Raw genomic sequence first — 23,938 nt, forward strand, 5'->3', positions numbered from 1 at the left:
CGAGATACCTCGGCGATATCACGCCGACCGCCGCACAGCGTTGTCCACCAGCGTCTTGCCGAGCGACCAGATCGCGCCAGGGACCTTGTGGCTGCCGGCGATGACGTCGTCGAAGGCTCGCTCGATCCAGTTGCAGTCTTCTTCGGTGATGGTGAGCGGCGGCAGCAGCTTGATCGTGTGGCTACCGTGACCGGCGACCTGTGTCAGGATCTTGTGATCCTTGAATAGCGGCACGGTGATGAGCTGGCAGAACAGGCCCTTGTTGGCGGCCTCGAGCACGTTCCAGGACGCCCGCAGGCGGAGCGATTTCGGCGGTCCGAACTCGATGCCGATCATCAGGCCCTTGCCGCGGACTTCTTTCATCAGTTCGTAGCCGGGCACCATGCGCGTCAGCGCGAGGCGAAGCTCGGCGCCACGCTTGGCGGCGGCCTCGATCAGCTTCTCCGATTCCATCACGTCGAGCGTGGCGATGCCCGCCGCCATCGCGAGGTCGTTCTTGGAGAAGGTCGAACCGTGCACCACGGCGCGGTCCATCTGGTTGAAGATCTTGTCGAAGATGCTCTTGCGCGTCAGCACGGCACCGACTGGCACATGGCCGCCCGAGAGCGACTTCGACAGCAGCACCATGTCGGGCTCGACGTTCCAGTGCTCGACCGCGAGGAAGCGGCCGGTGCGGCCCATGCCGGTCTGGATCTCGTCGGCGACGAACAGCGTGCCGTACTTCTTGCAGAGCGCGGCCGCGCCCGGCAGGAATTCGTCGGAGGGCATGTTGACGCCCTTGCCCTGGATGGGCTCGACGACGAAGGCCGCGACCTCGCGCGAGGCCAGCGCTTTCTCGAGCGCGGCGAGATCGTTGAACGGAACCGGGGTGCATCCCGGCAGCAGCGGCTCGAAGCCGGTACGGAAGTTCGAATCTCCGGTCAGCGACAGCGCGCCATAGGTCAGGCCGTGATAGCCGTGCGCGCAGTAAACGATACCGGGACGGCCCGTAGCCCCGCGCGCGAACTTGATCGCGGCCTCGACGCATTCGGCGCCGGAATTGGCGAAGAAGGCCTTGTCGAGATAGGGAACGTATTTCAACAGCCGCTCGGCGAGCACGCCGGCCAGCGTCGAGACGTCGAACTGGACGAGATTGGGCAGATCGGCGTCGAGCACGCTTTTCAGCGCGTCGCGCATGACCGGATGGTTACGCCCGATCGCGAACACGCCAAAGCCGGACAACAGGTCGAGATAGCGCGCGCCCTCTCGATCATAGAGGTACTGCCCCTGCCCCTTCTGGAAGCCGACGTCGTAGCCGATGGTCTTGAGAACCCGGACGAACTGCTCGTTCAGGTACCGATTATGCAGGGTGCTGCGCTGGGCCTGACGGTCCGCGAACAGCTGGGACATGTCTGGATTTGGACTGTTCATCCGCTACATACTTCGGTTGAGGGCCGCTTCGTCAACTGAAAACGGTCAGCAAACGGAAAAGGGTCTGTGCGGCCTTTTGCCCTTTTTCGGACCATCTTCGCAAGCACAGCTTTAGACCATGTTGCACTGCCAAGGAACACTCATGCGTTTGGCCCTTTACACCGGAATAATACTGGCAGGCAGTTACGCCGGCCTGACACCGGCGCTCGCCGCCGATCCCACCGGCGACTGGCGGGTCGCCGATGGCGTTGCCAACATTCGCGTCGCCCAATGCAATGGCAGCATGTGGGGCGCGGTTTCCTGGGAAAAACAGCCCGGAGGGCGCGACGAGAACAACCCGGATGTCTCAAAAAAGAACAGGCCGACACTGGGCATGGCGACCCTGATCAACATGAAGAAGACCGCCGGCGCCGAGCAGTGGGAAGGTCAGGTCTACAACGCGAAGGATGGTCAGATGTATAGTGCGACCATCACGCCTGTCGGCACCGACCAACTCGAGATCAAGGGCTGCGTGCTGGGCTTCCTGTGCGGCGGAGAGACCTGGACCCGCGTCGGTCCGCCGATCCCCCCGAGCACTGCCAACGCCATGGCCAAGAGTGCGCCCAAAACGACAGGTGCTGCGCCCAAGACCGCGCCGGCACACGGTGTCGCAGCACCAGCGCCGACGACGGCAGCTTCGAAAAGCGCCGCCGCGGCCAAACCCGGTCAGAAAGGTGCCGCCGATCCCGTCGGCGACATCTGTCTACTCCCTGAGATTGCGGGGTTTGCCCATTAGGGCCGGCTGGAACAACAGCACTGCGGCAAGCGTCGTCACCAGCGAGAGTGCGAGCAACTTGCCCATGCTGGACGTGCCGGGATGGCTCGACAGCCACAGGCTGCCGAACGCGGTCGCCGTCGTCAGCGCGCTGAAGAAGATCGCCCGCGTCAGGCTGGTCTGAAGCAGGTTTGTCCTGCCGGAGCGCCACGCCACGACGTAATAGATCTTGAACGCGACACCGACGCCGAGCAGCAGCGGGAACGCGACGATGTTGGCGAAGTTGAGCGGCAGGCCGATCAACACGCAGATTTCGAGCGTCACCGCGCCCGCAACGAGGAGCGGCACCAGAGTCATCAGCACGTCGACGATGCGGCGCAGCGTGATCCACAGCAACAGGCCGATCACCAGCAACGCATAGATGCCGGCATGAATGAATGCATTTACCACGGTGTCGCCGGATTTCAGGATCGAAACCGGACCGCCGATCGCGGTCGGCTCGGCCTCGAGCACGGCTGCCGCAAACTTGCGCAGCGTATCGTTGTCGTTGGGATCGCCCTTCGGCTGAGCCTCGACGCGGATGATTCCGTCCTTGCTCCTCCAGGCGCTGACGAGATCCGGCGGCAGTGACTTCAGCGTGACCGGCTCGGCCTGCATCGCGTTCCTGAGCTGATCGAACACGATCTTCATCGGCGTCACGAACACGTCCTGCGCCTTGTTGCGGGTCGCTTCATCCGAATTGGCAAGCTTCTCCAGCGCGTCGGCAAGGCGGCGCGAGGCGACCGCACCCGGCCCCTTCGCATCGCCTGCGGTGCGGCGCAGATTGTCGACCGAGGACTTCAGCGATTCGACATTCTCTTGGTCCGATGGCGCGGCATCGACCTGATCCGGGTTGAGCGCGGGATTCAGGATCTTGGCACCCTGCGCGATCAGCTTCAGCTTGGGCTGCTGGTCCTCCGGCACGAAGCTGTCGAGCGACATCACGCGCAACACCTCCGGCACCTTTTCCAGCTTCGCTTCGACCTGCTTGGCCTGCTCTTCAGACGTGGTCATCACGTTGATCGCATTGGCGCCGGTGTTCGGATCCTTTCGCAGGTCGAGGAAGGTCGCGATCGACTCGGCCTTCGGGTTGCGCAGGTTCATCGGGTTGAAGTCGAACTTCATGAAGTAGAGCAGCGGCAGGCCGGCGACCGCCAGCAGCAGCGTGCCGCCGACGACCAGCACACGGTGCTTCTCCAGGAAATGATCGAGCGGTGCCAGGAAGGCGTAGCCGACCGGCTCCTTCTCACCGGGCGGGTTCAGAAGCTTCAGGAGCGCCGGCAGGATGGTGATCGAGGAGATGAAGGCCACGAGCATGCCGACGCCGGCAATCTGGCCGAGTTCCGAGATGCCCTTGTAGGCGGTCGGCAGGAAGCAAAGAAAGCCCGCCGCGGTCGCCATCGCCGCGAGAGACAGCGGCACCGCCGATCGCTTCGCCGCCAGCACGAGCGCCCCCGAAAGGTCGTTGTGCTTGTAGCGCTCGGAGCGATAGCGGACGCTATACTGAATGCCGAAATCGACGCCGAGGCCGACGAACAGCACCGCGAATGCGATCGACAGGAGATTGAGCGAGCCGACCATCATCAGGCCCGCAGCGGTCGTGATCGCGAGACCGACGAAGAGATTGACGAACACCGCGAAGATGATCTTCGCCGAATGCAGCGCAAGCCACAGGATCAGGAGCACGACGAGCACCGTGCCGACCCCGTTGACGACAGCGCCCTCCTGGACGGTGGCATATTCCTCGTTGGCGATCGGCACCGGACCCGTCAGCCGTACCCGCGCCTGATATTTCGTCGCGAAATCGAGATCGACCGCGGCCTTGCGGATCGCGTCGGTCGCACCCTTGCCGGGCTCCAGCGCGTTGTAGTCGAGGATCGGCTTGAACTCGATGAAGGCTCGCTTGTCCGAATCCTGCAGCGGCTTGTCGCTGACGAGCTCCCGCCAGGAGAAGATCGCATTGCCCTTGTTGAGCACGGTCTCGACCGTCTCCGCGATCTGGTTGAACGGCCGCTCGGTGCTGTCGAGTTTGACCTGGCCACGCTTGACGCCGGCAAGCCCGGTCTCCAGGGCGCCGGTGAGGCCGCGGATCGACGGATCGCCGGCCATGATCTCGATCAGGGGCGCGGCGGATTCGAACTGGCTGGTGATCTTGCCGACTTCCTCGGTCGGCAGGAACAGCAGGCCGTTCTTCTCGAAGAACTCGCCGGTGCCGAGCTGCTGCATCGACTGGAATTCGGTCTTGTTGTCCTTCAGCTTGGCAAACAGCGCGTCCGAAGCTGCGGTCGCCATCTCCGGCGTCCTCGCCTCGACCACCGCGAGAATCGTCGCGTCGCGGTCGAAGGCGCGGTCGAACTGCTGGTCGCGCTGGCGCCAGTCCAGATTCTGGGCAATCAGCGAATTGATGTCGGTGTTGATGGCGAAGTGCCGGGACGTGTAATAACCCGCCCCCACCGCCAGCAGGAGCCCGAGAACGACGACGAGGGAGGCAAACCGGGTACAGGCCCTGACGATGGCAACGACTACGCTTTGCAGCACATCTTTTCTTTCTAGTGTTAACAGCCTGCCGAAAACGCCCGCTGTTTAGCGGAGTTCCCTGGCGAAACCTATTGCCGTTTTAGGTCGTCCTCGCCGGAACAAGGTTCGAGGTAAACGGCGAAGGACCATGGCAAAATCATGCGGGGGCGGCCGGTATAGCCGGGGAGTTGAGGCGGTAAAGTGACGAAGGGGTGAGCACAAATGTCGCCGTCTTGCCCATCCGAAATGAAGCACTATAATACCTCAAATCGGCCCTATCCGGAACCGCGGCGCATTCCCACCTTTTCTTGTTGCCGACTTTTTGACACAAAGTGCTGTGCCTGCATGCGCCGGAACCTCGATGGGGTGGGCGGCTACCGTGGCTGTGACACCAATGGTGCGGATATTGCACCTTTGGCCGTTATCAGGGGTGCCGCCGGGGGCAACGAAGCGGATTGGTGCAACTTGCGTGATGGGCGTCCAATGGAAGTTTATCTAGCGCAGCCGCGCGGCTTTTGCGCGGGCGTGGTGCGCGCAATCGAGATCGTGGAGCGGGCGCTGGAGAAATACGGCCCGCCCGTCTACGTTCGCCACGAGATCGTGCACAACAAATACGTCGTCGAGAGCCTCAAGAGCAAAGGCGCGATCTTCGTCGAGGAGCTGTCCGAAGTTCCGCCGAAGGCGGTGACCGTTTTCAGCGCCCATGGCGTCGCCCGCAGCGTCGAGGAGGAGGCCGCCGCCCGCGACCTTCCGGTGCTGAATGCCACCTGCCCCCTGGTCACGAAAGTTCACAATCAGGGGAAGCGCTACATCACCAGGGGCCGTACCCTGATCCTGATCGGCCATGCCGGCCACCCCGAGGTCGAGGGCACGATGGGCCAGGTTCCAGGCCCCGTTCTGCTGGTCCAGAGCGTCGAACAGGCCAAGGCCCTGACGCTGCCGGCAGATACGCCAGTGGCCTACATCACCCAGACCACCCTGTCGGTCGACGATACCAGGGGCATTATCGAGGCACTTCAAGCCAAATTTACAGATATTCAAGGCCCGGACATCCGGGATATCTGCTATGCGACACAGAACCGCCAATCTGCGGTAAGGGACTTGAGCAAGCTGGTCGACGTGATCTTGGTGGTGGGCGCTGCCAATAGCTCGAACTCGAACCGGCTCCGCGAGATCGGCACTGAGGCCGGTGTCGCGAGTTATCTGATCGCCGATGGCCGCGAGCTCAATCCGGAGTGGTTGAAGAGTGCCAGGTCAGTCGGCCTCACGGCCGGCGCCTCGGCGCCCGAAGTGCTGGTGGATGACGTGATCGAAGCGCTGCGGCGGATCGGACCGGTGACGGTCTCGGTGCTCCCGGGCCGCGAGGAAAACATCGAATTCAGGCTTCCGGCCGAACTGGCTGCGAGCTGACCTACCCGAATTTCAAGCCCAGAAAGAAACGTGTAATGGCAATCCCCTTCTTCAAGGAAATGCGTATCGGCGGCTATTTGCTCAAGCAGAAAATGCTTGGCCGCAAGCGCTATCCGCTCGTGCTGATGCTGGAGCCGCTGTTCCGCTGCAACCTCGCCTGCGTCGGCTGCGGCAAGATCGACTATCCGGATGCGATCCTCAACCGCCGCATGACCGCACAGGAGTGCTGGGACGCGGCCGACGAGTGCGGCGCGCCGATGGTGGCGATTCCCGGCGGCGAGCCGCTGATCCACAAGGAGATCGGCGAGATCGTGCGCGGCCTCGTCGCCCGCAAGAAGTTCGTCTCGCTCTGCACCAACGCGCTGCTGCTCGAGAAGAAGCTCGATTTGTTCGAGCCCTCACCTTACCTGTTTTTCTCGGTGCATCTCGACGGCCTCAAGGACCATCACGACAAGGCGGTGTCGCAAGTCGGCGTGTTCGACCGCGCCGTCTCGGCGATCAAGGCGGCGAAGGCGCGCGGCTTCACCGTCAACGTCAACGCCACCATCTTCGACGGCCATCCGGCCGAGGAGATCGCGAAGTTCCTGGACCTCACGGTCGAGCTCGGCGTCGGCGTCTCGATGTCGCCCGGCTACGCCTATGAGCGCGCGCCGGACCAGGAGCACTTCCTCAACCGCACCAAGACCAAGAAGCTGTTCCGCGACGTCTTTGCGATGGGCAAGGGCAAGAAGTGGAACTTTATGCATTCCGGCCTGTTCCTCGACTTCCTCGCCGGCAACCAAGAATACGAGTGCACGCCGTGGGGCATGCCCGCGCGCAACATCTTCGGCTGGCAGAAGCCCTGCTACCTGCTCGGTGAAGGCTACGCAAAGACCTTCAAGGAGCTGATGGACACGACCGACTGGGAGACCTACGGCACCGGCAAGTACGAGAAGTGCGCCGACTGTATGGCCCATTGCGGCTACGAGCCGACGGCGGCGACCGCAGCGCTCAACAACCCGATCAAGGCGATGTGGGTGTCGCTCCGCGGCATCAAGACCTCGGGCCCGATGGCGCCGGAGATCGACATGTCGAAGCAGCGCCCGGCGCAGTACATCTTCTCCGAGCAGGTCCAGAAGAAGCTTTCCGAGATCCGCAAGGACGAGGCCGACGCCGCTGCCGCGAAGGCTGCACGGAAGGCTTCGACGGCGGCGTAAGCGCGCGAGGCCGCACGAACGAACTAGGCCCGGTCGCCGATGGCGACCGGGCCTTTCGTTTTGTTCGCTCTCCACAAAGATGAAAAACAACCCCATGCACAGTAGAAGCGCGAGAGCTCGCCGACATGAGAACTATTCGGTTAGGCCATTGCAGCGTCGAGCAAATCGGCAGCGAACCGGCAAGGATCGCGACATAGGCGGCGCGGGTTCGGATCGCGCCAAATCGTGAGCGCAATCGGGGACGGAGATTGACAGGAACTGAAAAGCCTGCCCAACTCGGCCGCCTGCCTGCGCCGGGGGCGTCAATGTTTAAGGGGATCACAGGCGGTTGATGCGCTGGTTCCGAACGAACAGGCAGTTTGGTGGCCGTCTGGCGCTGATCGCGCTGATGCTGCAGCTCGTGTTGACGTTCGGCCACGTGCATGCACCGTCGACCGCGCTGGCCTCGGCAGTGCAAATCTCACAGTCGGACAGCACGGCGCCGCAAGGTCCCGACCATAACGGCCTCGCGGATATCGATTGTCCGACCTGTGCGCTGATCCAGCTCAGCGCCATATCGGCGCCATCGGCTGCCCCGGAGCTGCCGCTGCCGGTCGCGGTCGATTTCCTCGTCCTGCAGCCACCCCTTGAGTTCTCCGCGGCGGCCGAGCCGTCAGCGTCATTCCAGGCCCGCGGCCCGCCCGCCGCCTGAAGGCGGAGCCGCGCCTTGCGGCGTTTGCTGTCAAAACGCGCTTCCCAAGACGATTGAGCCGGCTTCGCGTCAAACGCTTTCGTTTGCGCGTGCCTTTCCAAGTTCCATTCGGACGACAGCCCCATGCTCGTCGATTCCCATCTCAAGTCCGCTGGCCCAAAAGATCCGTTTCCGGGCGCAGCGGAGCCCGCCGGCCGCGATCGCGCAGCCGCCGCCCCATCGCCTACAAAGGGCATCGCTGCGCTGGTGGTGCTGCTGCTGATAGGCCTCGCCCTTTATCGCTTCATCGGCGGCACTCCCGGTCGTCCCGAGGCGACCGCGAAACCCGCCGCGCTGATTCACTCGGGTGACGCCGTCGCGGTGCCCGATGGTTCGCCAGTGCGGAGCAAGCTCGCGATCGCATCCGTCATCGCGCGCGAGGTTTCTCGCGATCTTGCGCTGCCCGCCGTGGTCGAAGTCAATCCGGCCCGTCTGATCAAGGTGGCGCCGCCGCTGGCCGGCCGCGTCACCCAGCTGAAAGTCACGCTCGGCGAGCAAGTCAAGGCCGGCCAGCCGCTGTTCTCGATCGACTCGCCTGATCTCGCCGCGGCCTATTCGGACTACGATCGCGCCAAGGCCTTGCTGGCGTTGGCACAGAAGAACCGCGACCGCCAGCGCGGCCTGTCGAAGATCGGCGGTGCTGCTGAGAAGGATTTGCAGCAAGCCGAAACCGACTACGCGACCGCGGAGGTCGAGGACCAGCGCGCCACCGCGCACTTGAAACAGATTGGCATCGATCCCGAGACGCCGAACAAGTCGCGCACCGTGACCGTGGTGGCGCCGATGGACGGCAGCGTGACCGATCTCGGCGTTGCGCCCGGCGAATACTGGAACGACTCGACGCAGGCCCTGCTGACGGTTTCCGATCTCTCCAGCGTCTGGGTCACAGCGAGCGTGCCGGAAAAGGACATCGCACAGATCGTCAAGGGCCAGCCGGTCGACGTCCGCCTCGTCGCTTACCCCGACGAAATCAGGCACGGCAACGTGCTGTTCGTCAGCGACGTGCTCGACGCTGACACCCGGCGCACCAAGGTTCGCATCGCCTTCGACAACGCCGACGGCCGGCTGCGACCGGGAATGTTTGCGACCGCAACATTCCACGCCGGCAGCCGGACGCTCGCGACCGCGCCGACCAGCGCGCTCTTGCTGAAGGACGACCTGACGCAGGTCTATGTCGAGACCTCCCCGTGGCAATTCGAACCGCGCACCGTCGATATCGCGTTCCAGCAGGGTGAGCAGGCGTTCATTGCGAAAGGCATCAAGCCTGGCGACCGCATCGTGGTCAAAGGAGGAGTGCTGCTCGGTGATTGACCGGCTGGTCACGCTGGCGCTCGAGAAGCGTCTTGTCGTCGCGATGATCTGCATCATCGTTGCGATCTACGGCGCCTACTGCTGGACCCAGTTGCCGGTCGAAGCCTATCCCGACGTTGCCGACACCGCCTCGCAGGTGGTGACCCAGGCGACGGGTCTTGCCGCCGAGGAGGTCGAGCAGCAGGTCACTATTCCGCTCGAGCGCGAGCTCAATGGTACCCCAGGGCTTGCCATGATGCGTTCGCGCTCGACATTCGGATTGTCGCTGATCACGCTGGTGTTTCGCGATGGCATAGAAGACTATTGGTCACGGCAACGGATCATGGAGCGGATCCAGGACGCGACCTTGCCGTCCGGATTGACCCCGGGTCTCGATCCGCTGTCGTCGCCGACGGGCCAGATCCTCTATTACATCCTTCAGTCCGACACCAAGAACCTGCGGGAGCTATCCGAGATCGAGCAGTGGACCGTGATCCCCGCTATCAAGCAGGTGCCGGGGGTCGCAGACGTTTCGAACTTCGGCGGCGTCACCACGCAATTCCAGCTCGAGCTCGACCCGCAACAGCTCGTCCGCTTCAACGTGTCGCTCAAGAATGTCACCGACGCGATCTCGGCCAACAGCGCCAGCGCCGGCGGCAGCGTGCTGAACCGCGGCGAGCTCGGCTATGTCATTCGTGGCATCGGCCTGGTGCAGACCCTGGACGATCTCGGCAACATCGTCGTCGCCCAGCACAACGGCACGCCGATCTTCGTGCGCGATCTCGGAAAGCTGAAGCTCGCTAACCAGGAACGCCACGGCATCGTCGGCAAGGACGGCGTCAACGATGTCGTCGAAGGCACCGTGCTGCTGCTGCGTGGCGAAAACCCGTCGCGCGTGCTGCAAGGCGTCCACGCGAAGATCGAGGAGCTCAATGCGCGACTGAAAGGCGATGGCGTGCAGATCGTGCCTTATCTCGATCGCTCGGACCTGGTCAACGCCACCGTCGAGAAGGTTACGACGACGGTTGTGACCGGCATCGCGCTGGTGCTGGTAATCCTGATCCTGTTTCTCGGCAGCCCGCGTAGCGCCTTGATTGTCGGCACCACCATTCCGTTTGCGATGGTCGTCGCGTTCATTCTGATGCGCCACACAGGCATCTCGGCGAACCTGCTGTCGCTCGGGGCGATTGACTTCGGCATCATCGTGGACGGCTCGATCGTGATGGTGGAAGCGATCTTGCGCCGCCGGGAGGCGCGGCCGGAGCAGTCGCTCAGCGAGGCCGACGTGCGCGACGCCGCGCGGCAGGTGGCGCGGCCGATCTTCTTTGCCACCGCGGTGATCATCACCACCTATTTGCCGCTATTCGCGTTGCAGCGGATCGAGGCAAAGCTGTTTTATCCGCTGGCTTACGCGGTCGGCTACGCCCAGTTCGGTGCGCTGGCATTCGCGTTGCTGGTCGCGCCCGGCCTTGCCTATGTCGCGTGGCGCCGGCCACGCCGCCTGTTCCACAACATGTTCTTGCAGCGGCTCGAGCAGCGCTATCGCGGCGCGTTGCAGGGCTCGTTGACGCGTCCGCGGATCGTTTACGCGCTCAGCGCCGCCGCGGCCGCAGCAATCGTCATCCTCGGGGCCACCGTGTGGCGCGAATTTTTGCCGGAGCTCGACGAGGGCGCGCTGTGGCTGCACGCCGAGCTGCCGCCCGGCATCTCCCTGCGCAAGGCAACCGATATGGTTGCCGACCTCCGCCGCATCGTGAACGGTTTCCCCGAGGTCGCATACATCGTCAGCCATATCGGCCGCAATGACGACGGCACCGATCCGTGGACGCCGTCGCATATGGAGGCTGCGATCGGCCTGCGGGATTACAGAAGCTGGCCGGCCGGCGAGACCAAAGCCAAGCTGGTTCGCCGCATCAAGGCGCGGCTCGACCAGGAGCCCGGCTTCGAAATTGCGGTCAGCCAGCCAATCATCGACAGCGTGCTGGACAAGGTGTTCGACCCGCACTCCTCGCTCGCCGTGAAAGTCTTCGGCGACGATTTCGGCGAGCTGAAGCGGATCGGCAAGGACATCATCGGCGTTCTGAATCGTACGCCCGGCGTCAGCGACGCTTCGATCGATCAGTACACGCCGCTGCCGCAGATCTCGATCAAGGTGAACAGGGAAGTTGCGGCGCGTTTCGGCATCAATGTCGGCGACGTCGCTAACCTGATCTCGACCGGCATCGGCGGCGGCGCGGTCACTCAAGTCTTCATTGGAGAACGGCACTACGACGTCAGCGTTCGCTTCAGCCCGGATGCGCGCGAAAGTCCCGAGGCGATCAAGAGCCTCGTGCTGACCTCCAGCGATGGCGCGCTCATTCCGCTGTCGCAGATTGCCGACATCGGCTTCCAGACCGGCGAGAGCATGATCAATCGCGAGATGGACCAGCGTTATCTTTTGGTGAAATTCAACTACAGCGACCGCGATCCCGTCGCGCTGGTGAAGGAGCTCGGCCGCACCATCGATCAGAAGGTGTCGTTCGACCGGTCGAAATACCGCATCGTCTGGGGCGGTCAGTTCGAGGGCGAGCAGCGCGCCGAAGCGCATTTTCGCCTGATCCTCGGCATGGTGCTCGGCGCCATGATGGTGCTGCTCTATGCCGAGTTTGGAGTGTTGCGACAGGTGTTGCTGGTAATCGGCGTGGTGCCGCTGGCGACGCTCGGTGGGCTTTTGGCCCTGCATCTCACCGGCACGACGCTGAACGTCGCCTCCGGTGTCGGCTTCATCGCGCTGTTCGGGGTCGCAGTCATGAATGGCGTCATCATGGTCGCGAACCTCAATCGCCTGCGCGAGCAGGGGCTGTCCCTGGCGGATGCGGTTGTGACCGGCGCGAGCGAGCGATTGCGGCCGGTGCTGATGACGGCCGCGGTCGCGACCGCCGGCATGCTGCCGGCGGCGCTCGCCACTGGCGTCGGCAGTGACGTGCAGCGCAGCCTCGCCACCGTGGTTGCCGGCGGCCTCGTTCCGGCGACCCTGCTGACGCTGTTCATCATTCCGACACTGTATTTCGCGATCGAGCGCCGCGCCGAACGCCGCGCCGCCGCAATCGCAAGCCACGCCGCCTTCGGTGAGAGTTGAGGATTCATGACGCGTGGGCGCCCACTCATCCGGAAGTATCGGGCGCGGCGCGGTTCGAGCGCTGCGGTCTCCGCGCTGGTTCTTGTACTGCTGCTCGCCGGCTGCGCCGTCGGGCCCGACTTTGTCACGCCTCCGCCGCCTGATGTGACCGGCTACACGCCAGAGCCGCTCAAGGGCACCACCGCGGCGAGTACGAGTTCCGGAACGGCGCAGCGGTTCGATTCGGCGCGCGACCTGTCGGGCCAATGGTGGACGCTGTTTCATTCCCGCGCGCTGAACGCACTCGTCGAGAGGGCGCTGGCCGCCAATGCCGACCTCCAGGCGGCGCAGGCGGCGCTCCGCGTTGCCCGAGAAAACGTTTACGCCCAGCAGGGCGCGCTGTTTCCGGCGGTCGACGCCAACGCCGGCGCCATCAGACAATTACCGGCGATCGGCAGCCCGTCCGACGTTGGCGCCGGCGCGTCCACCTTCAATCTTTTCACCACTCAGCTCAATGTCTCCTACTCCCCCGACGTGTTCGGCGGCACGCGCCGTTCGATCGAGGCGCTTGCGGCGCAGGCGGACTCGCAACGCTTTGCGCTGGAGGCGACATACCTCACGCTGACCTCGAATCTGGCTGGAGCTGCGGTGCAGGAAGCCTCGCTGCGTGGCCAGATCGCGGCGACGCAAAGCATCATCAAGATCGAGACCGACATTCGTGACCTGCTGCGCAAGCAGCGTGGCCTCGGCGCCGTTGCCGACGCCGATGTGGTGGCGCAGGAAGCTGCATTGGCGCAGTCCGAGCAGGCGCTACCACCGTTGCGCAAGCAGCTCGCGCAACAGCGTAACCTCATCGCCGCGTTGATCGGGGGCTTTCCGAGTCAAGCTCTATCGGAGCAATTCGTGCTGTCGGGACTGCGGCTGCCGCGCGACTTGCCGGTCAGTCTGCCGTCGCGTCTGGTCGAGCAGCGCCCCGACATTCGCGCGGCGGAAGCCAACCTTCATGCCGCGAGCGCGCAGATCGGCGTCGCCATAGCCAACCGGCTGCCGAACATCACATTAAGCGCAGGCGCCGGCAGCACCGCAATTGCGGTCGATCAGATGTTTACGCCGGGCAACAATTTCTGGAGTATCGCCGGTGCCGCCACCCAGCCGATCTTCCATGGCGGCGCGCTGCTGCATCGCGAGCTCGCGGCGAAAGCAACCTTTGACCAGGCCGATGCGCAGTATCGCTCGACGGTGATCACCGCGTTCCAGAATGTCGCCGACAGCTTGCGCGCAATCCAGGCCGACGCGGTCGCTCTGCAAAAAGCTGCGGCTTCCGAGAAGGCGGCGGCCAAAAGCCTCGAAATCTCAAGGCACCGCCTGGAGCTCGGCGATATCAACTACATCTCGCTGCTCAACGCGCAACAGACCTATCAGCAGGCGCTGGTGAGCCTCGTGCAGGCGCGCGCGGCGCGCTACGCCGACACGGTTGCGCTTTTCCAGGCGCTGGGCGGCGGCTGGTGGAACAGATCGGACGTCGAGCCGGAGCGACCGCTAACGATCTCGGACATGCTGCAGTAGCGACGCACTTGGGTCGCCGTTCGATCCGATCGATACCCATCGAAGCATTGAGGCCTGTCTACGACGTCACGCTAAGACCCCCAAACAAAAAGGCCCGATCGCATCCGCGACCGGGCCTTGTGTTTTGCCAGGTTGAAGAGCTCAGATCGTCTCCGCCACCAGCGCCTCGCTGTCCACGAGCTCCGTCCCGATCAGAAAATCGCGGCAGCCACGAAGCGAGCGCAGCGCGCGGTTGAAGTCGATGCCGGTCGAGACCAGCGCGTGGAGCGTTGCCGGATTGCGCACGATGCCGCGCAGGACGGCGGCGAGGTCGATTTGGCCGTTCGGCTTGATCGCGGCGCGGGCGATTGCCGGCAGTGCGCGATGGGCGGGATCGCTGATGACGCGGACCGCGGCGAACGGCAGCCCAACCTCGGCAGCATAGGCGGCCGCGATGTGGCTCTCCATGTCGACGGCGAAGGCGCCGGTCTCCGAATGCAGCGCCGCCTTGCAAGACGAGCCCGTGACCACTTCCTCGGCGCCGGCCAGGGAGCCGCGCACGACGCGGCGGCGGCCGGAGGTCAGCTTGTCGATGAGGTCGTCGCTGAGCGACAGGCCGGCGCCCCAGCGGGCATCGCCCGAGAGCACCTCGGTTGCCACCACGACGTCGCCGGAGCGCAAGCTCGGGTCGAGCCCGCCTGCCACGCCGAACGAGATCACGCCGCGAATCGTCTGGGGATCCACCACCGTCAGAAGCGCCCGCAATTGGGTCGGGCTGCTGGACGAGCAGATCACGGCCATGCCGGGGCCGGCCGCAATGCGGGCTTCCTGCACCAGTCCAGTCACGATCAGGATCGGCCGCGGATCAATGGCATTGCCCGCGGTAATATAGTCCCCCATCCCCAAAGTCACATCCCGACCCCTACCACCCTGCTGTTGGTGTTCCGCAAGTTCCGATACCGCGCCAGTGCCCACAACGGGAAGAACGTTGGGTAACCATGATAACGTAGATAGAACACGCGGGGGAAGCCTGTGGCGGTGTAACGCTGCTCGTCCCACAGTCCTTTTTCGTTCTGTGTTGCAATCAGGTACTCCACCCCGCGGGCGACGGCCGGGTGATCAACCTCGCCAGCAGCCATCAGGGCAAGCAAGGCCCATGCCGTTTGCGAGGCGGTCGAGGGCGCGGCCTCCCATCCCCGGTAGTCGAGCCGGTAGCTGACCGCGTCCTCGCCCCAGCCGCCGTCCTTGTTCTGGATCGAGGCCAGCCAATCGGCAGCCTTGCGCATCATGGGGTCGTTGCGGTCGACGCCGGCCATGTTGAGGGCGCAGAGCACCGACCAGGTTCCATAGATGAAGTTCATGCCCCAGCGGCCGTACCAGGACCCCTCGGGGTGCTGGGTCTTCCGGAGGTAGGCCACCCCGTCGGCGACGTGCTTGCTGGTCTTCTCGGTCTCGCCGAGCTGGGCCAGCATCGAGATGCAGCGCGCGGTGACGTCCTCGGTCGGCGGATCGAGCAGCGCGCCGTGGTCCGAAAACGGGATGTTGTTCAGGTAATATTCGAGGTTGTTGACGTCGAAGGCCGCCCAGCCGCCGTCGTCGCTCTGCATGCCCTCGATCCACTCGCGGCCGCGGTCGATCGCGGCATCGTAGCCGGTCGCACCATGCTCCCGGCGCATGCGGTCCATCGACATCACCACGACGGCGGTGTCGTCCAGATCGGGGTAATGCGCATTGTTGTACTGGAACGCCCAGCCGCCCGGACGCACGTCGGGCCGCTTCACCGCCCAGTCGCCCTTCACCTCGAGCTCTTGCCGCGGGATCAACCAGTCGAGGCCTTGCCTCGCCGCAGGCACGGCCTTGTCGCCGCCGGCTTCCAGCAGCGCGTGGGCGGTCAGCGTGGTGTCCCACACCGGCGAGACGCAGGGCTGGCAATAGGCCTCGTCGCCCTTGATCACGAGCAGCTTGTCGATGCCCCGGCGCGTGATCGCGCGCGGCGGGAAGGTCTCGTCCTTGCCGAGCGCGTCATACATCATGACGATGTTGGCCATGGGCGGATAGATCGCGCCCATGCCGTCCTCGCCGTTGAGCCGCTCTTCGGTGAAGGCGAGCGCGGCATCGATCGCGCGCTTGCGCAGGCGTCTCGGAAACATCGGCTCGACCACGCGCAAGATGCCGTCGAGCGCGCGGAACAGCACGAACCAGGCCATGCTCTGGTGCGGCGCCTTGGCGGTCATGCCGATCGAGCGCGGATCCTGCAGGAACAGCTCGTCGATACCGACACCTTTCGGATTCCTCGCGCGCGGCTTCAGCGCGGCGATCACCATCAGCGGCACCATCGTGGTGCGCGCCCAGTAGGAGATCTTGTTGAGGTGGAACGGCGACCAGAACGGCAGCAGCACGATCTCGATCGGCAGCACCGGCACCGCGCGCCAGGTCACCACGCCGAAGGTCGCGAGCAGGAAGCGGGTGAAGACGTTGCTGTTGATCGCACCGCCACGGGCGTGGATCGCCTCGCGCGCGCGCACCATGTGCGGCGCGTCCACGGAATCGCCGATCATCTTCAGCGCGAAATAGGCCTTCACGCTGGCGCTCATGTCGAACTCGCCGTCATGCACCAGCGGCCAGCCGCCATGGGCACCCTGGACGCGGCGCAGATAGTTGCCGATCTTGGCCTCGAGCGCCACGTCGACGGGCTCGGCGAGGTAATGGCGCAGCAGGATGTATTCGGCCGGAATGGTGCAGTCGGCCTCGAGCTCGAAAACCCAATGGCCGTCGGGCTGCTGGAAGGCGAGCACGCCCTGCGTGGCCGACGCAATGCTCGATTCCAAAGCTTCGCCGCTGGTCGGGTTCACGGAATCCATGTCGCTCGATTGCTCCTGATGTCGAATTGAAGATGACCGGCACATTGCCCGTCGGGGCCGCTTGTCAGGATCCTTTGGCGGCCAGCACCAGATCCGCGGCGCGATCGCCTGACCGGACCGATCCCTCGATCGTTGCAGGCAATCCCGTAGCAGTCCAGTCACCGGCGAGGAACAGGTTTTTCAGCGACGTGACCGGCCCTGGACGCAGGGCGTTCTGCGCCGGCGTTGCCGCAAATGTGGCACGGCGCTCGCGCACGATCTGCCACGGCGGCAGCTCGCCGGAGACACCGCCGGCCGCGCAGACGTCGTTCCAGATCGCCTGCGCCAGTTCCTCGCGCGGCATGTCGACCAGGCGGTCGCCATTGCTGATGGTGACGGACAGCCGGTTCGGGAAGGCGAACAGCCATTCCACCACGCCGCCGATCACGCCCAGGATCGGCGCCGAGCCCGGCGGCGGCGTGATGCGGAAATGCGCATTGACGATGGCGCGGAATTCGGTCGGCGCCGTCAAGCCCGGCAGCAGGCTCGTGGCCGCGCGCGGCGGCACCGCCATCACGATCACGTCGCCAACGCCAAGCTGGATCACGTCCTCGCCACCGAAGTTCAGCGCGCTGACCTTGCCGTCAGTCGTGACGAACGAGCGCAGCTCATGGCCGAGCTGAACGGTGTGGCCACGCTCAGCCAAAAATTTCACGGCAGGCTCGATCAGCACGGCGCTGAGGCCGTCGCGCGCGATCAGCGGACGGCAGGCCTGCCCGCCTGCAAGCAGCGTCTCGCGCACGATCGCGCCGGCAAGCCCGGCCGAGCCTTCGGGAGGATCGACGTTGAGCGCCGCGAGCAGCAGCGGCTGCACCAGGCGATGATAGAGCGTGCCTTCGCAAGGAATGGACTTGCCGACCAGCGTCTGTTCCGACGCCCAGACCAGCGGCGCCAGCTTGAGATAATCGGTGAGGCCCGTGTCGGGCACGCGGCGACCCTCGTCGAACACCCAGGTCGGCCACCGGCCGGTGCCGAGATCGATCTGCCAGCGCTGACCGGTCTTGATGTCGACGAAGGGAAACTGAGCGCTCTCGGGGCCGACGAGGCCGGCTTCGGTGCCGATCGAGCGCGCATAGGCGCGCGCGTGGCTGTTGCCGGACAACAGCAGATGATTGCCGTTGTCGATGGTGAGATTGGTGGCGCCGTCGAAATACGAGCGGCAGCGGCCGCCGGCCTGGTGCGTCGCCTCGTGCACGGCGACCTTGTAGCCGGCATTGGCGAGCCGCACAGCGGCGGAGAGGCCGGAAATTCCAGCGCCGATGATGTGAGCTGTGTTTTGCATCAGATGAAAGCGTAACGGAGCAGGATCAAGATGCGCGTGACCTTCGACACACGCACCGGCTCGCGCGGCGCGTTGAAGCCGCGCGCGATCAGGAGGTCCAGAATGGAATGATAGTACTTCGACATGATCCGCGGCGCGCGCACGGCACGGCGCCTGTTGCGGTTCATGATCTCGTCCGACTTCTCGAAATGCGCTTTCGCGCGCTGCGTCAGCGGCAGGCAGACCTTTGGCAGCGCACGCTCGGCGGTGACGCGGTTCGGATCGTCGGAGGTGATGCCGGCATGCAGCAGCGCCTCGCGCGGCAGATAGAGCCGGCCGAGACCGGCGTCCTCGTCGATGTCGCGCAGGATGTTGGTGAGCTGGAGCGCGCGGCCGAGGTGATAGGCGAGCAGGATGCCGTCGTCTTCGGGCAGGCCGAACACCCGCACCGACAAGCGTCCCACGGCGCTGGCGACGCGATCGCAGTAGAGATCCAGCGTCGCCATGTCGGGCGCGCGGATGTCCTGCGGCACGTCCATTTCCATGCCGTCGACGATGGCGAGGAAATCCTCGCGCTTCAGACCGAAGGTCTTCACCGAGGCGACGTAGTCCTTCAGGCGCGGCGGCGGATTGCCCTGATAGAGCGCGTCGATGTCGTTGCGCCATTCCTGGAGCGCGGCGAGCCGCTCGTCGCGCGGGCCGTCGGAATCGGCGATGTCGTCGACCTGGCGGCAGAAGCTGTAGATCTGGAACATCGCCTCGCGCTGGTCGCGCGGCAGGATGCGCATCGCAGCGTAGAAGGAGCTGTTCGATGCGGACGAGCCGTAATTGGCGCCGGGCGCGGTCGCCTCAAGCGTCATGGGCAGTCCCCGGATTCGAGATGGCCTTGCGGCCGATCGCACGGCGGCCGATTTCACCGACGATGCCGGCAAGGCTGAAAACGAGCAGCTCGAACTTGTTCAGGTGCACGCGCTCGCGCAAGGGATCGCGCACCTTCAAGAGGCGCACGATGCGATCGGCATAAGCCTGGATCACCGCGACGTCGATACCGAGGCGGACATCCCGGATCTCGCCGCTCAGCGACCTGCCTTCGCCGAGCAGCGCTTCGTTGCGCACGGCGAGCCCCTGAAGACAGGCCAGCATCGCCGGCGGCGACTGCGCAAGGCCGAGCTGTTCGACCGAGGCGCCGCTTGCAGCCAGGGCATCGCGCGGCAGGTAGACGCGGTTGAGCTCGCGATAATCCTTGCCGCAATCCTGGAGATGGTTGTTGATCTGGAGGCCGGCGCAGAGCGCGTCCGACGCTGCCCAGGTCGCGGTGCTCTCGCCATGAACGTCGAGCATGAAGCGGCCGACCGGCATCGCCGAATAGCGGCAATAATGGATCACTTCGTCCCAGTTTTCGTAGCGGAGCTTGGTCACGTCCATGCGGAACGCGATGAGTACGTCGAGCGCGTGGCGCGGTGCCATGCCGCGTTCGGCGAGCGCACGCCGCAGCGCGACGGCCTCGGCCTGGGTGTCGCCCGTGCCGAGCAGTTCCGCCTCGAGCAGGTCGAGATAGCGAAGCTTTTCGTCCGCCGGCAGGGTCGCGTGATCGGCGATGTCGTCGGCGGTCCGGACGAAATTGTAGTACGCCAGGATCAGGGCGCGATGACGCGGATGAATGATCCAGGACGCGACGGGGAAATTCTCGTCGCGGTCACCTTTGCCGGATCGCAATTCGCTCGCAGAGGTCATCGAGGGCTGATCAACAATCGTTTGGACAGGAAGGGCTTTTGCGTTCGCGCGGGCTCGTGCCGGCGACGCCGCCGCGGCCCCCATATAGGGGAATACGGCCGCAAAACCAATCCTGTCGCGCGATGGCAGCCCTTCCTGATCCGGCCTGAAAAGGCGGCCCTGGGGCCGCCTTTGTGGGCCAGTGGCCGAGCTTACTGGTTATGGTTCTTCAGGACCTGGTCGCAGCCCTGCGAGATCTTGGCCCGATTCTCCTTGAGGCAGGCCAGGATGGTGAAATCGCCCTGGTCGATAACCGGACGGCAGAACTTCTGCACGTCGCGCGTGCAGGCCTTCTGCTCGGCGTCCGTGCCACGTCCCTGCTGGGCAAACGCAGCCGTGGACAGGGTTGCCGACAGCACGGTGAGAGCGACGAGAAGCTTACGCATTGTATTCCTTCATTCTGACGGCAGAATCGCACCAATCCCGGACAGCACAGGGCGGACGACGGGAACGGAATGTTCTGATGGCAAGTTACCGCGGGAAGCGAGCGGTACCGGAGAAGGCCACAAGCGCTGGTAAATGCGGCCAAATTGGTGCCGCACCGACCAAATCAGGTCTTCCCTCGACCTTCATTGGCAGATGTAAGGGTTTGATACTACGTCATAATTCGGACAGGCGGCGTTTTACTGCATACCTGTTGCAGAGCTGCATCTGTCCGGCCGGCCGCCTCGGCCGGAAACACATGGAAACAGAGAGAATCCGGGGCCGGACCCGTGGCAACAGCGCTTTGCGAGCCTGACATCGCGGGCGGTCGGGTTCCGAGCCGGACCCAGCCGCTTGAACCTGAGACAGGCTCGCAACACTAAACTTTCGATGCGGCGAGACCCCTGCAATGCGCGGGCGTCATTCCAAAACGGGATATTGATGATGAAATTCCTTGGGCGATCTGAACTGGCAATCAAGGCGGCCGGCATTGGTGCGGCGCTGCTCTTCTCAGTTGCGGCAAGCCACGCTCAGTCGTCCGGGCCGTTCGCCGGTTTCGACGGCGCGTGGACCGGCACCGGCACGGTGTCGCTGTCGGACGGCTCGACCGAGCGCATCCGCTGCAAGGCGGACTACAAGGTTGCCGGCACCGGCCTCAGCCTCAAGCAGGCGCTGCACTGCGCCTCCGACAGCTACAAATTCGACCTCACCAGCGACGTGACGAGCCAGGGTGACCGTATCTCCGGCAATTGGAGCGAGGCCAGCCGCAACATCTTCGGCAATCTGCAGGGCACCGCCGGCGGCGGCCAGATCGACGTGTTCGTCGAGGCCAACGGCTTTGCCGCCAACCTGACGCTGCGCACCAACGGCACCAAGCAGACGGTGCAGATCTCCTCCAAGGGCGAGATCCGCGGCGTCAACATCACGATGACGAAGGGCTGATCGCCCTCTCTGCCTCGAAATAAATAAAGCCTCCGGTTTTCGCGAGCCGGGGGCTTTTTGCTGTCGAGAACGTGTCGCCCCCGCTCAGATCGCCGGCTTATCCGGGCCCTGAAGCCTGGCGTGCAGATTGATCAGCCACATCGCGGTCGGACGCAGGATGAAGAGGTCGGCGACCAAGGCCGCCACCATCGAGAAGGCACTGAGCCAGCCGAACAGCCGCAGCGACGGCAGGTCCGAGAAGACCGTGACCACGAGGCCGCAGGCCAGCACCACCGTGGTCAGGATCAGCGCCGGGCCGACCAGCACGGTCGCGCGCTCCACCGCGAGTGCCGAACCGACGCCGGGCTTGCTCTCGAGCCGCAGGCGGTTGAGGAAGTGGATGGTTGCGGACAGGCCAAGGCCGAACGAGACGGTGAGCGCTACCACGCTGGCGAATTGCAGCCCCTCGCCCATCGCCCACAGCACGGTTCCCGACATCACCACCGGGAAGATGCCCGGCAGGATGCAGGCGAACATCACCACCCAGGAGCGGAAGGCGAGACCGATGAAGATCGCGACCAGCGCGAATTCGACGGTGAGGCCGCGGTTCAGCTTCTCGATCATGCCGGCCGAGTTGCGCGCGGCGATGGCGGCAAGACCCGTGACGGCGATCTCGTAGCCGGGATGCTTCTTGCGGACGGCGTCGAGCTCGGTGTCGAGCTTGTCGACGATCGGCAGGAGCTGGCTGGAGTCCTTGTCCGGCACGCGGCCGGCCACGACCACCGCGTCCTGCTGGGCGTCGATGAAGCGCCGCACCAGATGCTCGGGAATGACGTTGACGTATTCCTTCAGGGTCGCGACGTCGTCGCTGCCGGCCTTTTCGGCGAGCCACCGGCGCAGCGTCTCCAGCGACCAGACATTGCCGACGCCGGCCGCCTTCTCCACGGTCGCGTGGACGTCGGCGATGGTTTGCAGCGTCTCCGGCGAATAGAGCGATTCACCCTTGGGGAACTGGATCAGGACGTTGACCGGATTGGCGCCGGTCAGCTTGGCGTCGAGCCGGTTGCTGGCGGCCACCGCCTGACGCTTGTCGGGCACCTGGTCGGCGAGCCGGTAGCGCGGCTGAAGATTGGCGTAGACGACGCCGAGGCTGGCGACGAACAGCAGTGCGATCAGGCTGAACAGGCCGGGCCGGCCGACCATGCGCACCGCGATCCAGTAGCAGAAATTGCGCAGCGCCTGCACGCCGGCATCGGCGCTCTGGAACTTGACCGCAAAGACCTTCTCGTTGCGCACGAACAGCACGCCGAACACCGGCACCAGCGACAGCACCGTCACAAGCGCGATGATGGTCGCGGCGAGCCCCGCCTCGCCGAACTTGCGGATCAGATCCGAATCGGAGAACTGCAGCGCGATGAAGGAAATGCCGGCGGTACCGTGCGTCAGCACGCAGGCCGGGCCGACCACCAGCACCGCGTTCTTGAACGCGGTGAACTTGTCCTGGCCCGCGATCAGCCGGTCGCGCGCGGCGAAGGTCAGCTGCATCGAGTCCGAGAACGAGATCACCATGATGAGCGGCGTCATCACGTTCAGGAACATGTTGAGATTGAAATTGGCCCAGCCGAGCGCGCCGAGCGCGATCAGGATCGCGATCATGGGCGGAAACGCCGCCACTACCATGAACGATATCTTGCGGAAGAAGATGATCGCGATGATGCAGCCGGCGAGGATGCCGAGAATGTTGTAGGTGAGGCCGTCGCGCTCGACCGCGTTGCGGATTTCGAGCTGCATCACCGGCACGCCGGAGAGCTGCACGCTGAGCCCGGTGTCGCCAAGATCTTCCTTCATCAGCGCGCGGATGTCGCCGACGGTCTTGCCGAGCTTGCTGGAGGCGACCACATCCGGATCGAGCGAGAGCACGATCAGCGCGAGCGTGCCGTCCTCCGACAGCAGCTTGCCGCGGATGATCTCGTTGTTTTTGACTGTTTCGATGAATCGGTCATAGGCCGCGCCCTCGGGCAGTTCGGCCGGGAACAGCGCGGCCGGCAGCTTGCCCGGCGCCGGCGCCTGGCGCGCCGAGAACAGCGAGACCAGGCCGCGGGTACCCTCGACCAGTTGCAGATCCGTGACGAAGTCGCGCAGCTTCTCGAGGTTATTCCGCGCCAGCAGGGTCTTGCCCTCGACCACGACGAGGACGTCGAATTCCTCGGCCGGGAACTTCTTGGTCACCTCTTCGTACTGGCGGAATTCGCGGGTGTTGGAGCGGAACAGCTGCGACAGCGAATCGTCGATCTTGATCCGCTCGATGCCGAACACGGCACCGACGATCAGCGCCAGCAGGATGATGCAGGAGACGATCGGTGCGCGGACGGCGATCAGCCCGAGACGCTCAAGCCCGAAGGCAATGGAGGACGCGGGCCCCTGTTCGACCTTGTCGACATGAACCTCACTCTCGCTGTGCTTTTCGAGCATGCCTTGTCCAGTTCCTAAATCGGCTCTAGCTGTGAGCTTATTGCGCCGCGCGAACGGCTTGAAAACGCCATACCAATGGGAGGCTTGCCCGTTGAAAATGCGCGGAAAATCGCCGGCAGCGGTTTAGCAGGTCAATCACCCCTCTCGCAAGCACACCGGCGGTCTCCGAATCAATCAAGATGCGGCGATTTTGCCGGAAT

At 64.5% G+C, this 23,938-nt stretch carries 17 protein-coding genes; 8 read left to right on the plus strand and 9 right to left on the minus strand.

All coding sequences use genetic code 11. The annotated features are described in order from the left end of the window. Positions 1-18 precede the first annotated feature (18 nt). Entirely contained in the window at positions 19-1,410 is a 1,392-nt protein-coding gene (gene hpnO, locus QY049_RS08640) for an aminobacteriohopanetriol synthase HpnO (protein WP_194476862.1), read from the minus strand. Positions 1,411-1,552: 142 nt separating this feature from the next. On the opposite strand from hpnO, the gene QY049_RS08645 reads away from it, so the two are divergent. Then, positions 1,553-2,185 (plus strand): DUF2147 domain-containing protein, encoded by a 633-nt coding sequence (locus QY049_RS08645; RefSeq protein ID WP_258762463.1) that lies wholly within the window; start codon positions 1,553-1,555, stop codon positions 2,183-2,185. Here QY049_RS08645 and QY049_RS08650 read toward each other — a convergent pair. Then, positions 2,153-4,741, minus strand: a complete 2,589-nt coding sequence (locus tag QY049_RS08650; protein WP_258762464.1) for an MMPL family transporter — start codon at positions 4,739-4,741, stop codon at positions 2,153-2,155. The two genes, QY049_RS08645 and QY049_RS08650, sit on opposite strands and share 33 nt — an antisense overlap. Positions 4,742-5,203: 462 nt before the next feature. Between QY049_RS08650 and ispH the strand changes: the two genes are divergently transcribed. The 6 genes from ispH to QY049_RS08680 all read left to right on the plus strand — a co-directional run bounded on the left by ispH (position 5,204) and on the right by QY049_RS08680 (position 14,009). Beyond that, positions 5,204-6,130: a 4-hydroxy-3-methylbut-2-enyl diphosphate reductase gene (ispH, locus tag QY049_RS08655; RefSeq protein ID WP_258767009.1), complete on the plus strand. Its 927-nt coding sequence runs from the start codon at positions 5,204-5,206 to the stop codon at positions 6,128-6,130. Between the two features lie 35 nt (positions 6,131-6,165). Then, a complete protein-coding gene (hpnH, locus tag QY049_RS08660; RefSeq protein ID WP_258762465.1) occupies positions 6,166-7,326 on the plus strand; it encodes an adenosyl-hopene transferase HpnH in 1,161 nt (386 codons plus the stop codon). 331 nt (positions 7,327-7,657) lie between these two features. Then, positions 7,658-8,017, plus strand: coding sequence for a hypothetical protein (locus tag QY049_RS08665; protein ID WP_258762466.1), 360 nt, complete (start codon positions 7,658-7,660; stop codon positions 8,015-8,017). Positions 8,018-8,140: 123 nt separating this feature from the next. Further along, a complete protein-coding gene (locus QY049_RS08670) occupies positions 8,141-9,367 on the plus strand; it encodes an efflux RND transporter periplasmic adaptor subunit (RefSeq protein WP_258762467.1) in 1,227 nt (408 codons plus the stop codon). Then, on the plus strand, positions 9,360-12,464 hold the full coding sequence (locus QY049_RS08675; RefSeq protein ID WP_258762468.1) for an efflux RND transporter permease subunit: 3,105 nt from the start codon (positions 9,360-9,362) through the stop codon (positions 12,462-12,464). The genes QY049_RS08670 and QY049_RS08675 overlap by 8 nt, the downstream gene beginning before the upstream one ends. Before the next feature lie 6 nt (positions 12,465-12,470). Continuing rightward, positions 12,471-14,009, plus strand: a complete 1,539-nt coding sequence (locus QY049_RS08680; RefSeq protein WP_258762469.1) for an efflux transporter outer membrane subunit — start codon at positions 12,471-12,473, stop codon at positions 14,007-14,009. 141 nt (positions 14,010-14,150) lie between these two features. Here QY049_RS08680 and QY049_RS08685 read toward each other — a convergent pair whose 3' ends face one another. From QY049_RS08685 to QY049_RS08710, 6 genes are all read right to left on the minus strand, one after another. Continuing rightward, positions 14,151-14,900, minus strand: a complete 750-nt coding sequence (locus QY049_RS08685; RefSeq protein ID WP_258762470.1) for a phosphorylase — start codon at positions 14,898-14,900, stop codon at positions 14,151-14,153. Next, positions 14,897-16,849, minus strand: a complete 1,953-nt coding sequence (gene shc / locus QY049_RS08690) for a squalene--hopene cyclase (protein WP_301269244.1) — start codon at positions 16,847-16,849, stop codon at positions 14,897-14,899. Before shc ends, QY049_RS08685 begins: the two co-directional genes overlap by 4 nt. A 64-nt stretch (positions 16,850-16,913) precedes the next feature. Then, the gene (gene hpnE / locus QY049_RS08695; protein ID WP_301269245.1) at positions 16,914-18,170 is read right to left on the minus strand and encodes a hydroxysqualene dehydroxylase HpnE; all 1,257 of its coding nucleotides are present in this window, start codon (positions 18,168-18,170) and stop codon (positions 16,914-16,916) included. Then, positions 18,170-19,009, minus strand: coding sequence for a presqualene diphosphate synthase HpnD (hpnD, locus tag QY049_RS08700; protein WP_258762473.1), 840 nt, complete (start codon positions 19,007-19,009; stop codon positions 18,170-18,172). Before hpnD ends, hpnE begins: the two co-directional genes overlap by 1 nt. Next, the gene (gene hpnC / locus QY049_RS08705; RefSeq protein WP_258762474.1) at positions 18,999-19,883 is read right to left on the minus strand and encodes a squalene synthase HpnC; all 885 of its coding nucleotides are present in this window, start codon (positions 19,881-19,883) and stop codon (positions 18,999-19,001) included. Before hpnC ends, hpnD begins: the two co-directional genes overlap by 11 nt. A gap of 191 nt (positions 19,884-20,074) precedes the next feature. After that, positions 20,075-20,308, minus strand: a complete 234-nt coding sequence (locus QY049_RS08710) for a hypothetical protein (protein WP_194476873.1) — start codon at positions 20,306-20,308, stop codon at positions 20,075-20,077. 481 nt (positions 20,309-20,789) lie between these two features. Between QY049_RS08710 and QY049_RS08715 the strand changes: the two genes are divergently transcribed. Continuing rightward, positions 20,790-21,287, plus strand: a complete 498-nt coding sequence (locus QY049_RS08715; RefSeq protein WP_194482792.1) for a hypothetical protein — start codon at positions 20,790-20,792, stop codon at positions 21,285-21,287. A gap of 84 nt (positions 21,288-21,371) precedes the next feature. Here QY049_RS08715 and QY049_RS08720 read toward each other — a convergent pair whose 3' ends face one another. Next, on the minus strand, positions 21,372-23,738 hold the full coding sequence (locus tag QY049_RS08720; protein WP_258762475.1) for an RND family transporter: 2,367 nt from the start codon (positions 23,736-23,738) through the stop codon (positions 21,372-21,374). Positions 23,739-23,938 lie beyond the last annotated feature (200 nt).

This window comes from Bradyrhizobium sp. WYCCWR 13022, from assembly GCF_030435535.1.
In the GTDB taxonomy this organism is placed as follows: domain Bacteria; phylum Pseudomonadota; class Alphaproteobacteria; order Rhizobiales; family Xanthobacteraceae; genus Bradyrhizobium.